Annotated in this window: 9 protein-coding genes; 5 read left to right on the forward strand and 4 right to left on the reverse strand. The window is 59.8% G+C overall.

Annotated features, from left to right (window positions below):
• Positions 1-11: 11 nt before the first annotated feature.
• From BK659_RS08785 to BK659_RS08800, 4 genes are all read right to left on the reverse strand, one after another.
• On the reverse strand, positions 12-3,089 hold the full coding sequence (locus BK659_RS08785; protein ID WP_123424678.1) for an efflux RND transporter permease subunit: 3,078 nt from the start codon (positions 3,087-3,089) through the stop codon (positions 12-14).
• On the reverse strand, positions 3,086-4,279 hold the full coding sequence (locus BK659_RS08790) for an efflux RND transporter periplasmic adaptor subunit (RefSeq protein WP_123424679.1): 1,194 nt from the start codon (positions 4,277-4,279) through the stop codon (positions 3,086-3,088). Before BK659_RS08790 ends, BK659_RS08785 begins: the two co-directional genes overlap by 4 nt.
• Entirely contained in the window at positions 4,276-5,676 is a 1,401-nt protein-coding gene (locus BK659_RS08795; protein WP_259740227.1) for an efflux transporter outer membrane subunit, read from the reverse strand. The genes BK659_RS08790 and BK659_RS08795 overlap by 4 nt, the downstream gene beginning before the upstream one ends.
• A 104-nt stretch (positions 5,677-5,780) precedes the next feature.
• Entirely contained in the window at positions 5,781-6,473 is a 693-nt protein-coding gene (locus BK659_RS08800; protein ID WP_123424681.1) for a response regulator transcription factor, read from the reverse strand.
• 119 nt (positions 6,474-6,592) lie between these two features.
• Between BK659_RS08800 and BK659_RS08805 the strand changes: the two genes are divergently transcribed.
• From BK659_RS08805 to BK659_RS08825, 5 genes are all read left to right on the forward strand, one after another.
• Positions 6,593-7,285, forward strand: coding sequence for a response regulator transcription factor (locus tag BK659_RS08805; RefSeq protein ID WP_123424682.1), 693 nt, complete (start codon positions 6,593-6,595; stop codon positions 7,283-7,285).
• Complete coding sequence (locus BK659_RS08810; protein ID WP_123424683.1) at positions 7,263-8,636, forward strand: sensor histidine kinase; 1,374 nt, start codon at positions 7,263-7,265, stop codon at positions 8,634-8,636. The genes BK659_RS08805 and BK659_RS08810 overlap by 23 nt, the downstream gene beginning before the upstream one ends.
• 395 nt (positions 8,637-9,031) lie before the next feature.
• Positions 9,032-9,613 (forward strand): lipopolysaccharide core heptose(II)-phosphate phosphatase PmrG, encoded by a 582-nt coding sequence (gene pmrG / locus BK659_RS08815; protein ID WP_475847474.1) that lies wholly within the window; start codon positions 9,032-9,034, stop codon positions 9,611-9,613.
• A gap of 375 nt (positions 9,614-9,988) precedes the next feature.
• Complete coding sequence (arnT, locus tag BK659_RS08820) at positions 9,989-11,638, forward strand: lipid IV(A) 4-amino-4-deoxy-L-arabinosyltransferase (RefSeq protein WP_123424684.1); 1,650 nt, start codon at positions 9,989-9,991, stop codon at positions 11,636-11,638.
• Positions 11,639-11,792: 154 nt separating this feature from the next.
• Positions 11,793-13,328, forward strand: coding sequence for an ArnT family glycosyltransferase (locus tag BK659_RS08825; protein ID WP_123424685.1), 1,536 nt, complete (start codon positions 11,793-11,795; stop codon positions 13,326-13,328).
• The last annotated feature ends 245 nt before the right edge of the window (positions 13,329-13,573 follow it).

A 13,573-nucleotide genomic window follows, 5' to 3' on the forward strand; every position in this document is an offset into this window, starting at 1 on the left:
GAATGCCGGCTTCACACCTTGATGTCTTGCGCGACGAGTTTTTGGCTGCGACGCCGACGCTCAAACCAAAGGTAGACGACCGGTGTGGTGTACAAGGTCAGGATCTGCGAGACCGCCAGGCCACCGACGATGGCGATGCCCAGCGGCTGGCGAAGCTCTGAGCCGGCACCGTGGCCAAACGCCAGGGGCACCGCACCGAGCAACGCCGCCAGTGACGTCATCAGGATCGGCCGCAGCCGCAACAGGCACCCTTCACGCACGGCGTCTCTGGCGGACAGGCCACGTTGCTGGGCCGACAGCGTGAAGTCAACGATCATGATCGCGTTCTTCTTGACGATACCGATCAGCAGAATAATGCCGATCATCCCAAGTACCGACAGGTCCTGTCCACACAGCATCAGTGCCAGCAGCGCGCCGAACCCGGCGGACGGCAGGGTCGAGATGATCGTCAACGGGTGAATCGCGTTCTCGTAGAGCACGCCCAGCACGATGTAGACGGTCAGAATCGCCGCCAGAATCAGCCACGGCTGGGATTTCAGCGAGTCCTGGAACGCCTGGGCGGTGCCCTGGAAACTGCCGACGACAGAGTCAGGCATCGCCACTGCCAGGGACGCCTGATTGATCGCACTGACCGCATCGCTCAAGGCTTGGCCGGGCGCCAGGTCAAACGACAGGGTAATGGCCGGAAATACCCCTTGGTGGTTGATGATGATCGGCACCTGCTCGGTCTTGATGCTCGCCAACAGATTCAATGGCACCAGGGTTCCCGAGCTTGCGCGCACATATAAATGTTCCAGCGTGGTGGTCGATGTCTGCCAGTGCGGGTCCAGTTCGAGAACCACATGGTTCTGGTCGAGTTGGGTGAACATCGTCGCCACCTGACGCTGCCCGAAGGCGTCGTACAGTACGTCGTCGATGGCCTGCACCGTCACGCCCAGGCGCGCCGCCGTGGCCCGGTCGATGACCAGCGTTGCCTGTGGGATTGCCTGCTGCTGGTCAGAGGTCACGTGTTGCAGTTGCGGCAAAGTCTTGAGTTTTTCCAGCAACACTCCGCTCCAGTGATCCAGTTCGGCACTGTCCGGGTCCTGAAGGGTGTACTGATACTGGGTTTTGCTGGCGCGGCCACCGATCTGGATGTCCTGGTTAGCCTGCAGGTAGACCTTGACCCCGGACAGCTGATCAAGGGCCGGCTGCAAGCGGCTGATCACCTCGCGGGCACTGTCGTTGCGCTCGCTGAACGGTTTGAGGTTGATCATCACCTTGCCCTGGCTGACCGTCGGGTTCGGGCCGATCCAGAAATACACCTTGGCCACCGCCGGGTCATGCCCGACGACTTCGGCAACGCGGTTGACCTGCTCACGCATGGCCAGCGGCGAGATATCGGCAGCGGCTTCGGCCACGCCCTGGATCAGGCCGTTATCCTGCTGCGGGAAGAAGCCCTTGGGAATGCTCACGTACAACACCGCTGTCGCCAGCAATGTCGCCAATGCCACGCCGAGGGTCAGGCGCTGATGGTCGAGGACCCAGTCGAGACTGCGGCGATAGCCGTCGTGCAAGCCAGTGAACACCCGCTCGCAAGCCTGGGCGAAACGCCCCTCCTCGCTTTCGGCATGCGGTTTAAGCAGCCAGGCACAAAGCATCGGCGTGATGGTCAGCGAGACGATGCAGGACATGATGATCGCCACGCTGACCGTGACCGCGAACTCGCGCATCAGGCGCCCGACGATCCCCGACATCAACAGGATCGGCAAGAACACCGCGATCAGCGACACCGTCATCGAGACAATGGTGAACGCCACTTCGCGCAAGCCATCGACCGCCGATTGCAGGCGTGACTTGCCCATTTCCAGATGGCGCACGATGTTTTCCATCACCACGATGGCATCGTCCACCACAAAACCGACGGCAATCGCCAGGCCCATGATCGACAGGTTGTCGAGGCTGTAGCCGAGCAAATACATGACGCCGAAGGTCGACACCAGCGACAGCGGAATGGTCAGGCTGGGAATCAGGGTGGCGGTGGCCTTGCGCAGGAACACGAAGATCACCACGACCACCAGGGCAATCGACAGCAGCAAGGTGAATTGCATGTCATTGACCGAGGCTTCGATGGTCTGGGTGCGGTCGCCCACCACCTGGACCTGCACATCACGCGGCAATGAAGCGGTCAGTTCGGGCAGCTTGGCCTTGATCGTGGCGATGGTCGACAGCAGGTTGAACCCCGGTTGTTTGTGAATGTCGACGATCACTGTCGGCTCACCGCCCAACTGTGCGGCTTGCTGGGTGTCTTCGGCACCGGCAATCACTCGGCCGAGGTCGCCGAGTTTAATTGGCATGCCGTTTTTATAGGCAATCACCTGATCCCGGTAATGCTGCGGGTCGAGCATCTGGTCGGTCGCGCCGAGAGTGACGGAACGGGTCTGCCCGTCAAGGGTGCCTTTAGGCTGATCCACGGTGCTGACGCCGATCACGCTGCGCACGTCTTCCAGGCTCAGGCCACGTGCGGCCAACGCATCCGGGTCGATCTGAATACGCACCGCCGGTTTTTGTTCACCATGGAAATCCACCAGGCCGACGCCGGGCATCTGCGACAAACGCTGGGCAATGTAGTTGTCCGCGTACCGGTCGAGTTCCGGCAGTGTGCGCGTCGGCGACGTCACCGCCAGCGACAGCACCGTGCCTTCGGCCGGGTTAACCTTGTTGAAGGTCGGGGTGCTGGTCATGGTTTTCGGCAGGTTCGGGGTGGCGGTGTTGATCGCGGTCTGCACGTCCTGGGCGGCACCGTCGATGTTCCGTGACAGGTCGAATTGCAAGACCACCTGGGTCTTGCCGGCCGCGCTCGATGAGGTCATCGAGGTGACTTGCGGAACGGCGGCAAAGGCTCTTTCGAGTGGCGTCGCGACCGATGAAGCCATGGTCTCGGCGCTGGCCCCGGAGAGTTTGGCGGTGACCTGAATGGTCGGAAAATCAACCGTGGGCAGGGGTGCCACCGGCAATTGAAAGTAAGCAAAAGCCCCGAGCAGCATGACCCCAAGTGCCAACAGGCTCAGGCCGACGCGTCGTTGAATCAGTCCGGCGAGTCCGTTCATCGTGCACTCTCCACCGGCGTGGCAGCAGCCAGCGCAGCGGCTTCGTCAGCCTTGATCGGTGCGACTTTGACCCCTGGCGCGATGCGTGACTGGCCCTGCACTACCACCGTTTCTCCAGCCGCCAGGCCCTGACGAATCCACTGCTGGCCATCGACCACGGCGGCGGCATCGACCTGACGCGGCTGCACTCGTTGATCGGCACCCACCACATAGACGAAGTTGCCCTGACGACCGAACTGCACCGCATTGGCCGGCACTACCGTGACGTCCTGACGGGTGCTGACCAGCAAGCGTGCGCTGACCAACTCGCCGGGCCACAACTGGTTGGCACTGTTGTCGAACTCGGCCTTCAACTGGATCTGACCGCTGGCCGCAGCGACCTGGCTGTCGATGAAGCTCAGACGGCCACGAGCGATTTCCTGATGGCCGTCGCGGGTCATGGCGACCACTTGCAAGGCGTTCTTGGCGTTTTCTTCGAGAATCTGCGGGAGTTCATCCTGCGAGACAGCGAAGGCCACCGAGATCGGATTCATCTGGGTAATCGTCACCAGGCCTGTGGCTTCCGCGCCATGAGCGATAGCGCCAACATCCAGCAAGCGCTGACCGGTGCGCCCGGTCAGCGGCGCCTTGACCTGAGTGAACTCCAGTTGCAGGCGCGCGTTATCCAGTGCCGCCTGATCGGCCTGCACCGTGGCCTGTTGCGCTGCCAGTTGGGCGCGATAGGTGTCGACGTCCTGGGTCGGCCCGGCCTTGGCAGCCGCCAGTTTGCTGGCCCGGTCGAGATTGACCCGCAGGTTGGCCAACTGAGCCTGATCCTTGGCCACCAGCGCTTGCGCCTGTGCCACTTGAGCCTGATAGACCCGTGGATCGATCACCGCCAACAGACTGCCGGCGTTCACCGTCTGGCCTTCCTTGAACAGGACTTTCTGCAACTCGCCATCCACCCGAACCCGCACATTGACGCTGTTGAGCGGCTGGACGTTGCCTATCGCACTGAGCCAGATCGGCAAGTCCTGTTGGCTGACTTGCGTCAGTTGCACCGGGACTGCCGTGGCTTCGGCCTTGGTGGGCGCGGCCTGGGCTCGTTTGATCCACTGAAATCCACCTGCACCTGCGCCCAACAGGAGGATCAACAGCGCCCAGGTAAGTGCTCGATGGCGAGGGTTCGCAACGCGTGGCTTAGTATTCATGGGTGAGACGCCTGGGAAGGAGAAAGGGAAGCAAGGGTGTCGGGCGTGAAATCGCCGCCCAGCGCCCGGAACAAACCGACGGCGGCCTGCAGGTGTTGCAAGCGCACCTGCAACAGCGTGTCTTCGGCCTGATACTGGGTGCGCTCGACGATCAACAAGGTCTGGAAATCGGTGGAGCCCAACCGATAACGAACCTGCGCTAACCTCGCGGCCTCGCGGGCAGAGTCCACCGCGGCCTGATTCAAGGCATAGCTTTTGTCCAGTTCGCGGGTAGCGCTCAGTTGGGTTTCGACGTCTTGCAGCGCCTCGATCACCGATTCACGGTAACTGGCGGTCAGTTCCTGCACGTGGGCCTGATCAACGTGCAATTGGCCGCTGAGCTGGCCGCCGGTAAATACCGGTTGGGCCAATGTGCCGACGACACTCCAGATAGTGCCACCGGCAATCGTGTCGATACCGCCGATCAGGTCCAGCGACAGATTCGGCAAGAACGCCGCGCGGGCGACCCCGACATCGAAGTTCGCCGAGACCAGTCGCGCTTCAGCTGCTTGCACATCGGGCCGCTGACGCAGCAGGCCGATCGGCAAGCCAGCAGACGGACGCGGAACCTGCAAGCCATCAAGACCGGAGCTTTGCAGGTGGAAGCCTTGTGGCGTCTCACCCACCAGTACCGCCAATTGGTAAAGCGCCAGATCGCGCTGCTGACGTAACGGTGGCATTGCGGCCTGGAAGGTTTGCAGGGCGTTGCGTTGCTGCGCGACTTCAAGATTGGATACCGCGCCCTGGCTGGCCTGGACCTCGACGAGGTCAAGTACCTGCTTGGCGTCATCGGCAATCGACTGGGCCAGGCGCAGCCGTTCTTCCAGTGACAAGACCTGGAAGTAGCTGTCGGCAATGCTCGCCCCCAGACTCATGCGCAGGGTTTGCGCATCGAACACACTGGCATTGGCCAACGCATCGGCGGAATCGGCGGCGGCGCGCTGTTTGCCCCAGAAGTCCAGCTCGTAGGTCGCTTGGGCGAACACGCTGCTTTTCCTGGTGGTGCCGTAGTTGTTCTGACGCTGAACGTTGCCACCCAGCGCCAGCGTCGGATATTGCCCGGCGCCGACGACTTGAGCCGAAGCGCGGGCTTCTTCGATGCGGCTGGCTGCGGCTTTAAGGGTGTAGTTGGCCGAGAGGCCGCGGGCGATCAGGTCATTCAGTTCAGCGCTGTGGAATTCGCTCCACCACTGCCCTCCTCGCGTGGCAGACGTTTGCTCGGCGCCGTTCCAGTTTGCCGCCAGCGGCATGTCCGGCTGGTGGTAAGTGGGTACCATCGAGCAACCGCCGAGCATCAATACGCCCAGCAGCACCGATATTGATAAGAAGTTACGCCTCGGTGAGGTTGCAACTGACATTGGCACGCGATCTCCGGCTGAAACGTTTGTGGAGCAAGTCCACGAATCAGCCGAAGATAGCCAACAGCGCCTAGCAGAGCGTTCGCCTGTAGGTAAACTTTTGTTTAATCGGGCTCGGGACCACCGCCCTGAAAGCTGTAGCCCGCACCCGGAATGGTTTTGATCAGCGAGTACTCGAAACCCTCGTCGAGTTTGCGCCGCAGCCGATGGATATGTTTGTCGATGACATTGTCATTGGGGTCGAAAGCGTAATCCCAGGCACTGTCGAGCAGCATGTCGCGGGTCACCACCTGGCCGCTGTGGCGCATGAGCTTCTCAAGCAGTAGCGCTTCACGCTGTTGCAAGACAATGCTGCGACCCTGACGCACCGCAGTACGCGTCGCGCAGTCGAGTTCGAGCTCGCCGACTTCCAGCTTGCGCCCGGTCGCGCTCGGTTGATCGGCACCGCGCAACAAGGCCTCGAGTCGCGCCAGCACCTCGGCGAAGGCATAGGGTTTGGCCAGGTAATCGTCGCAACCGGCTTGCAGGCCTTCGACTTTTTGCGCAGTGGTCGACTGAGCACTGAGCATCAACACCGGAATGCGCAAGCCGCGACTGCGTATTGCCCGCACCAGCGCGATACCGTCGAGCCCCGGCAAGCGCCGGTCGACAATCAGCGCGTCATGAATCCCTTCCAGGGCCATGGCCAGGCCATCGTTGCCTTCTTCGGCGACGTCCACTACATGCCCGCTTTCCGTCAACCCACGCAACAGGTAGGTAGCGGTCTGGGCATCGTCTTCAACGACTAGAATGCGCAAGGAGCTTCCTCTCTTAACAAAAAACTAAACTTTTATTTATCTGGCGGCGACGTTGGCGTCTGCCTGGATTTGACACACTATGCCATCTCTCACTCGTTCAAGTGGCCGGTTCAACTCCCATGACCCACGTTCTGGTCGTCGAAGACGACAACTCCACCGCTCGCGAAATTGAAGCAGCCCTGCAGGACCACGGCTTTACGGTCACCTGTGTGAACAACGGCCGCGACGGTTTGCTCAAAGCCCTGAGCGAGCCCTTCGACCTGATCGTCCTCGACCGGATGCTGCCCGGCGGCATCGATGGGCTGGGCGTATTGACTGCCTTGCGGGCGGCGAGCGTGAGCACGCCGGTGTTGATCCTCAGTGCCCTGAGTGCGCTGGACGAACGTGTCCGAGGTTTGCGCGCCGGTGGCGATGACTACCTGACCAAGCCCTTCGAGTTTATCGAACTCACCGCGCGGCTGGACGCCTTGAGCCGTCGCCGTGCCGAACCCACTACCCGCGAACCGGACAATCAGTTGCGCGTCGGCAACCTGCACGTCGACCTGTTACGGCGCAGTGTTCGCCGTGGCGATCGAACCATCGAGCTGGTTCCGCGTGAATACGCACTGCTGGAGCACCTGATGCGCAACGCCGAACAGGTGGTCACGCGCACCATGTTGTTTGAAGCCGTATGGAATTACAGCTATGACGAGCGCACCAATGTCATCGAAGTGCATATCGGTCGCCTGCGTCGCAAGATCGACGCCGAAGGCGAAGCGCAGATGATCCACACCATTCGGGGGGCCGGTTATGTTCTCCGTTCACCTGAGTGAGATTCCGCGCACCATCAGTTTTCGCACGGGCCTGATGTTTCTGGGGCTGTTCGGTTGCTCGTTTCTGGCGCTGTTTGGTTACATCTACTGGCAGACCGCGTTTTACCTGAAGACCGAGGCCGACACGGCGCTCTATCGTCAGGTAGAAAGTCGCAGCCAGCAAACCCCGCAACTGCGGGAAGAGGAAATCCGCAAACACGCCATTTCGGATACAGAAGGTCGCCTGCCCCATAGTTTGTTCGATGAAAACAACCAGTACATTGCCGGCGCCATTCATCAACTGCCAGCGTTCAAAAAATATGATCGCCCCACCGAGTTTGACTGGCAAAAAAGCAACGATCGCTCCCGTCCCGTGCGGTTTATCGCCCATAAACTGGAAGACGGCAAAACGCTGCTGGTCGCCCAGGATATGCACGATATCCGCGAGTTCGACGAACTTCTTGTCCATGCACTGATTTCCGGCGGGGTCCTGCTGTTGGTGGTCGGCCTGCTGGGTGCGATCGGCCTGGGCTACTCGGCGCGGCGCCGGCTCGACAGGTTGAGCGATTCGATCAAAGGCATTATCGAAGGCGACTTGAGTGGCCGTTTGCCAACGCTGGGCAACAACGATGACATCGACCGCCTCGCCCACGTCGTCAATAGCATGCTGGATGAGCTGGAACGGTTGATGAGCGAGGTCAAGGGTGTCTGCGACGACATCGCCCACGACCTTCGCACGCCCTTGACCCGGCTGATCGCGGGCCTTGAGCGCGCACAGCGCCGAGGTCTGCGCGAGGACGAATACGCCGCCAGCATTGACTCGGCGCTGGCCGAGGCCAAGGGCTTGCTGATGACGTTCCGTGCCTTGCTGCGCATTTCGGAGATTGAAGACAGTGCGCGACGCAGCCACTTTGCGCCGATCGATCTGAACCTGATTGGCGCCGATGCCTGTGAGCTCTATGAGCCGTTGGCCGAGGAGCGCGGCATCAGCCTGGCGTTCCATGCCAGTACGGAGTCCGCGCTGATCGCCGGTGATGCCCAATTGCTGTTCGATGCGTGCTGCAACCTGTTGGATAACGCGATCAAGTTCTCCCCCGACCATAGCAGCGTCAATCTCAGGGTTATTGCCGATGAAGCAGGCGTCGGTATTCGGGTAACCGACAACGGTCCGGGCATTCCGGAAGCCGAGCGCGAGGCGGTATTTCGCCGGCTCTACCGTTCAGAACTGAGCCGCCACACACCCGGCAACGGATTGGGCTTGAGCATGGTCTCGGCCGTGGCGCGATTACACGACATGAAACTGGCGGTTTACGATGCGGCCCCGGGTTGCCGAATCGATCTGCTGGGAAAACCGCCCCAAGCAGCAATTTGAAACATTTGCGCCCAAGCGGGTATTTACCGCCTCCCCGACGACCACACTCACGGTCCCGGCGAGGCGGTTCCCATGGCTGGCAATGCATCTAAAATCAACTAATTAGCCTTGATTAAGGGAAGGTTAAGAGCCCCAGCGAAATTTTCACATTCGTTTCACTTATCCCCCACCTGCCTGCCCCTAAATTGGCCGGCACAATTCGACCTTCAATGCTCGCGTTTCTTATGTACTGACTAAGCTGCCTGCTTGAACGGTGTCGAACTTCTTCGTCCCAATACTATTTACAGGTGAAAGGCGTGGTTAATTCTGCAATGCCCAAGGACTCGCCTAAACGGGCGATCAAAAACCGCTTCATGAAAGTGACCCTCGCAGTGTCGGCAGTGGTCGTGGCAGCAATGGTCACCGGTTTCGTCTTGTGGCCCCACTCGCCTGCAATACTGGCGGAAGGAGATCACATGGCAACTGCTGGTGTATTCGAACACTGGCAGGCTGGGGACGTGGTCGTGCTGGTTCGACATGCCGAACGTTGCGATCAGTCGAAAAATCCTTGCCTGGGCCCAGCCGATGGCATTACCCAGGTAGGCAGTGCGGCATCGACAGATGTCGGCAAGGGGTTCAACGCTCTGGGCATGGACCATGCCGATGTGTTCAGCAGCCCGGCGACCCGTACGATGCAAACCGCGAAATACATGTTCGGTAAAGAGGCGACGCATCAGGAATGGCTGGCCCAGTGCGGCAAGGCCATGCGTGACGATGTCGTCGCACACAAAACCGCGCATCGCAACCTGGTCCTGGTCACCCACAGCGGCTGCATCAGTGACTTCGAGAAGCAAACCGGCTTCAAGCATGCCCCCACCAGTGAGTACACCAGCGCCCTGTTCGTCTCGGTTACCGCCGATGGGCAGTTGAAAATCCTCGGCATTGTGAACTCCCAGGACTGGCCAACCGTGCTGGATAAACGATTCGCCAGCAAATAGTGCTTCTGGTCGGTACACGCCGGCGCTGTCAACGAACTCAAAAAAAGTCGCCATTACGACAGTTCGTCAGCGCTAGCGTGCATTTGAAACAAGTTGAATAACTTTTTTTTCCAATGTCATGCGTCGACTTTTTTCTTTTGCCGAATAATACGGCCGGCTCGTCGCTGCAGCGATGTCTGCGCCCTGCGTACGTCTTTGTTGAAGAAGGCCTGCACAGCACCGAACGTCATAACCAAAACACTAAAAACCGAGCAATGTCTTCCGGTATCAAGGCCGCCTCATGAAGCGAAAAATCATACTCGTCACGCATCACTTTACTGATTGCCCACGCAGCAATCCGAACCGTCGCATGAAGTCGCAGGGAGCACGAGTCAAATGATCAAGCGCTGGGCTTTACCCTTCCTGTTGTTGGCCTTCGGCCTGTTCTACCTGTTGCCGATGATGGGCCACGGGTTATGGATCCCTGACGAACCCCGTTACGCGCAGATCAGCCAGGAGATGTTGCTGAGCGGTGACTGGGTGTCCCCGCACTTCATGGGCTTTCGCTACTTTGAGAAACCCATTGCCGGTTACTGGATGATCGCCATCGGTCAGGCGATCTTTGGCGAGAACCTGTTTGGCGTGCGCATTGCCTCGGCGCTCAGCACCGGGCTGAGTGTATGGCTGGCTTATCTGATCGCCCGTCGGATGTGGAACGATCCGCGCAAGAGCTTCGCTGCGGCCCTGCTCTACATGAGCTTCGGCCTGATCGCAGGTCAGGCTGGCTACTCCAACCTCGATCCGCAGTTCACCTTCTGGGTCAACCTGAGCCTGGTTGCCCTGTGGTTTGCCCTGGATAACCAAACCCCACGCGGCAAACTCGGTGCCTGGGCCTTGCTCGGCCTCGCCTGTGGCATGGGTTTCCTGACCAAGGGCTTTCTCGCCTGGCTGCTGCCGGTGTTGATCGCCGTGCCTTATATGATCTGGCAAAAGCGCTTTGGTGAGTTGCTGCGCTATGGCCCGGTAGCGATGGTTGTCGCCATTGTTGTCAGCCTGCCGTGGGTACTGGCGATCCATAACGAGGAACCCGATTTCTGGCGGTTCTTCTTCTGGCACGAGCACATTCGCCGGTTCGCCGCCGAAGATGCCCAACACACCCGGCCGTGGTGGTTCTTCCTGCCGATCATGGTGGTTTCGAGCCTGCCGTGGGCGGCCCTGCTGCCATCGACGCTGGCCCAGGCCTGGAAAAACAAGACCCAGAACAGCACGGGCTTCCTGCTGCTGTGGATGCTCCTGCCGTTGGTATTTTTCAGCCTGAGCAAGGGCAAGCTGCCAACCTACATCATGCCTTGCCTGTTGCCGCTGGCCTTGCTGATGGCCAATACCTTGATCGATCTGGTGAACCAGGCCCGTGGCCGGTCGATTCGCATCAACGGTTTGCTCAACGCGGCAATCGCGACGATTGCCCTGATTGTCCTGATCTATCTGCAGATCACCAGGCAGATCTTCGATAACACCGAAATGTTCCCTATGTCGCTGGGCTTCATCGTGCTGGCCGGCTGGATCATTGCCAACGCCCTGCAAGCCCTTCGGCCGCTGGTCTATTGGGCCACCCCGGCGCTGGGGATCTGGCTACTGGTCGCCTTGTTGCCTGCCGCGATGCCAAGCACAATCATCAACAGCAAAATGCCTGACCAGTTCATTGCCGAGCATGTTCAGGAGTTGAGCGAGACCACGTCACTGTTGAGTAACGATCTGGGCGCGGCCTCGGCATTGTCCTGGCGCCTGAAACGCCCGCAAGTCGACCTGTACAACACCGTCGGCGAACTGCAGTATGGCGCGGCTTACCCAGAGGCGGAACACCGCAAAATTGATATGAACGGTGTCCAGCAGTGGATGACCGAAGCCCGTAAAAAGGGTTCGGTGGGCGTGGTCATGCGGGTGAAAAACGCCCTGGAAGAGCAGGAAGTCTTGCTGCTGCCGATCGACGGCAAGCACTACAAGCGGGGCGAACTGGAGATCCTGATTTTCCCGAAACTGCCCTGAAGATTCCTGAAGCGCTGGATTGCCGGGTGACGATATCCATATCGTCACCCGGCAAGTAGATGATTTGCATTTTCTGACCCTGGCGCGCAGGTCGCGGCGTCCATAGGCACGGAGCAATCCTGCGGCTGGCGGTCGAGACCTAGGGAAATACCACATGAAGTCGCGGGAAACGGAAACACGCGCGCTGCTGATCCTGCTTGGGGTTTCAGCGCTTCTCCTGTTATTGGGGCTGGGCACACGGGAACTCTGGGGCCCGGAAACCCGTTGGGCAAACATCACGTTGCAGATGCTGCAAAGCGGTAACTACTTCGATCCGTACCTCATGGGCGGCTCCTATTACGACAAGCCATTGCCCTCCTACTGGCTGATTACCGCCACCACCTGGTTCACCGGTGGCCTTGGCCACTGGTCCTTGCGCCTGACGTCGGTGATTTCAGCCTGGCTGAGTGTCTGGCTGGTCTACCTGATCGGCGAGCAGCTGTTTCGCAAAGGCACCGGTCTGATCGCCGGCTGGATGCTGGCAACCACCTTCTACTTCGTCTTTTGGGCGCGGGTCGCGACGGCTGACATTCTGACCGTGTGCGGCGTGCTGGCGGCGGTCTGGTGGTATTGGCGCGGACCGGACGACACCCGACTCAGTCGCTACTGCGTGTTCTTCCTGCTGCTGTCCGTGACGTCGCTGTTCAAAGGCCTGATCGGTTTCATCCTGCCGGGGCTGGTGCTACTGCCCCATCTGCTACAAGACGGCCGCTGGAAACGTCACCTCAACCTGCGCGTATGCGTCGCCCTGCTGGTTGGCGGCGTGGTCTACGCAGTACCGTTCGTGTTGTCGAATATCTACGGCGCACCCACCTCCGCCGAGAGTGGTCTGGGGCTGGTCTTCCGGGAAAACGTGGTGCGGTTTTTCCAGCCGTTCGACCACATCGGGCCGATTTACACCTACCTGATCTATCTGCCGGTTTATACCCTGCCCTGGGCACCGTTCTGGGTGCTTGGGCTGTGGGTCGCGGCTCGCAACTGGCGCACGCTCGAACCTAATGCCCGCTGGCTGATCTGGGGTCTGGGCTTGCTGTTCCTGTTCTTCACCGCCAGCGGTAGTCGACGCAGTTATTACGTCTTGCCACTGGTGCCATTTGCCCAACTGCTGGCGGCCTGGTGGGTCACCCGGCGCATGGAACAACGGCGTGTTGCCGGCAAAGTCGAAGGACGCGGGTTGAAGATCGGCTTTGGCGTCACGACCGTCCTGCTATTGCTGATACTCGGGATTATCGTGCCCTGGAGCAACGGTGGTGGTGGCGTCGTGCAGTTCGGCAAGGACGTCAAGGCTCAAGCGAGCCTGATCGCTCCGTGGAATCAATGGCGGATGGTGATGGTCGAGGTCGACAACAAAGTCCCGATCTACCTGCAAAACGACGGTGCGCCGTTCTACTACGTGCCTGATACCCAGGACTTCCCTCGTGAAGGCAACAGCGCACAGTTCATGTCGTGGCTGGAAAAGACCAGCGGTCAGCAGTGGGACCCGCAACGCACCATCATTGTGGCGCACTACAAACGTGGCGATCAGCTGCCGTTGAACTACCTGACTGTCGACCATCAGGCCGTCGTCACGCAACCCGACAACGGTGAACGACTGATGCATCCGCGCTCGGACGCCAGCGTCGCCTTCATCCCCAACGCCCCCGCCCAATGAAAAAGGATCGAGAGGCCCAGTGGGCCTCTCGATCCTTTCCAGCACTACTCACGTGAAATCAGTGAGCCTCGTCGACGATATCGTTTGAATTCAAGCAGCTCTGTCCTTCAAACTCCCCCCTGAGCTGCTCAATCTAAATACAAACGACATTGATTAATAATTTATTTGACGTTTTTTTCACATATCCCACACTAAATTGCCGGCGCACGAAAAGCATGCGAATGATTCGCATTGTTTTGAGCAAG

Source organism: Pseudomonas brassicacearum (assembly GCF_003732225.1).
GTDB classification, from domain to species: domain Bacteria; phylum Pseudomonadota; class Gammaproteobacteria; order Pseudomonadales; family Pseudomonadaceae; genus Aquipseudomonas; species Aquipseudomonas brassicacearum_E.

What these genes read in the sequence shown, in the direction of transcription:
- BK659_RS08790 (WP_123424679.1), bottom strand. Translation starts at nt 4,279, where the DNA reads ATGAATACTAAGCCACGCGTTGCGAACCCTCGCCATCGAGCACTTACC.
- arnT (WP_123424684.1), top strand. Translation starts at nt 9,989, where the DNA reads ATGATCAAGCGCTGGGCTTTACCCTTCCTGTTGTTGGCCTTCGGCCTG.
- BK659_RS08795 (WP_259740227.1), bottom strand. Translation starts at nt 5,676, where the DNA reads ATGTCAGTTGCAACCTCACCGAGGCGTAACTTCTTATCAATATCGGTG.
- pmrG (WP_475847474.1), top strand. Translation starts at nt 9,032, where the DNA reads ATGGTCACCGGTTTCGTCTTGTGGCCCCACTCGCCTGCAATACTGGCG.
- BK659_RS08825 (WP_123424685.1), top strand. Translation starts at nt 11,793, where the DNA reads ATGAAGTCGCGGGAAACGGAAACACGCGCGCTGCTGATCCTGCTTGGG.
- BK659_RS08785 (WP_123424678.1), bottom strand. Translation starts at nt 3,089, where the DNA reads ATGAACGGACTCGCCGGACTGATTCAACGACGCGTCGGCCTGAGCCTG.
- BK659_RS08805 (WP_123424682.1), top strand. Translation starts at nt 6,593, where the DNA reads ATGACCCACGTTCTGGTCGTCGAAGACGACAACTCCACCGCTCGCGAA.
- BK659_RS08810 (WP_123424683.1), top strand. Translation starts at nt 7,263, where the DNA reads ATGTTCTCCGTTCACCTGAGTGAGATTCCGCGCACCATCAGTTTTCGC.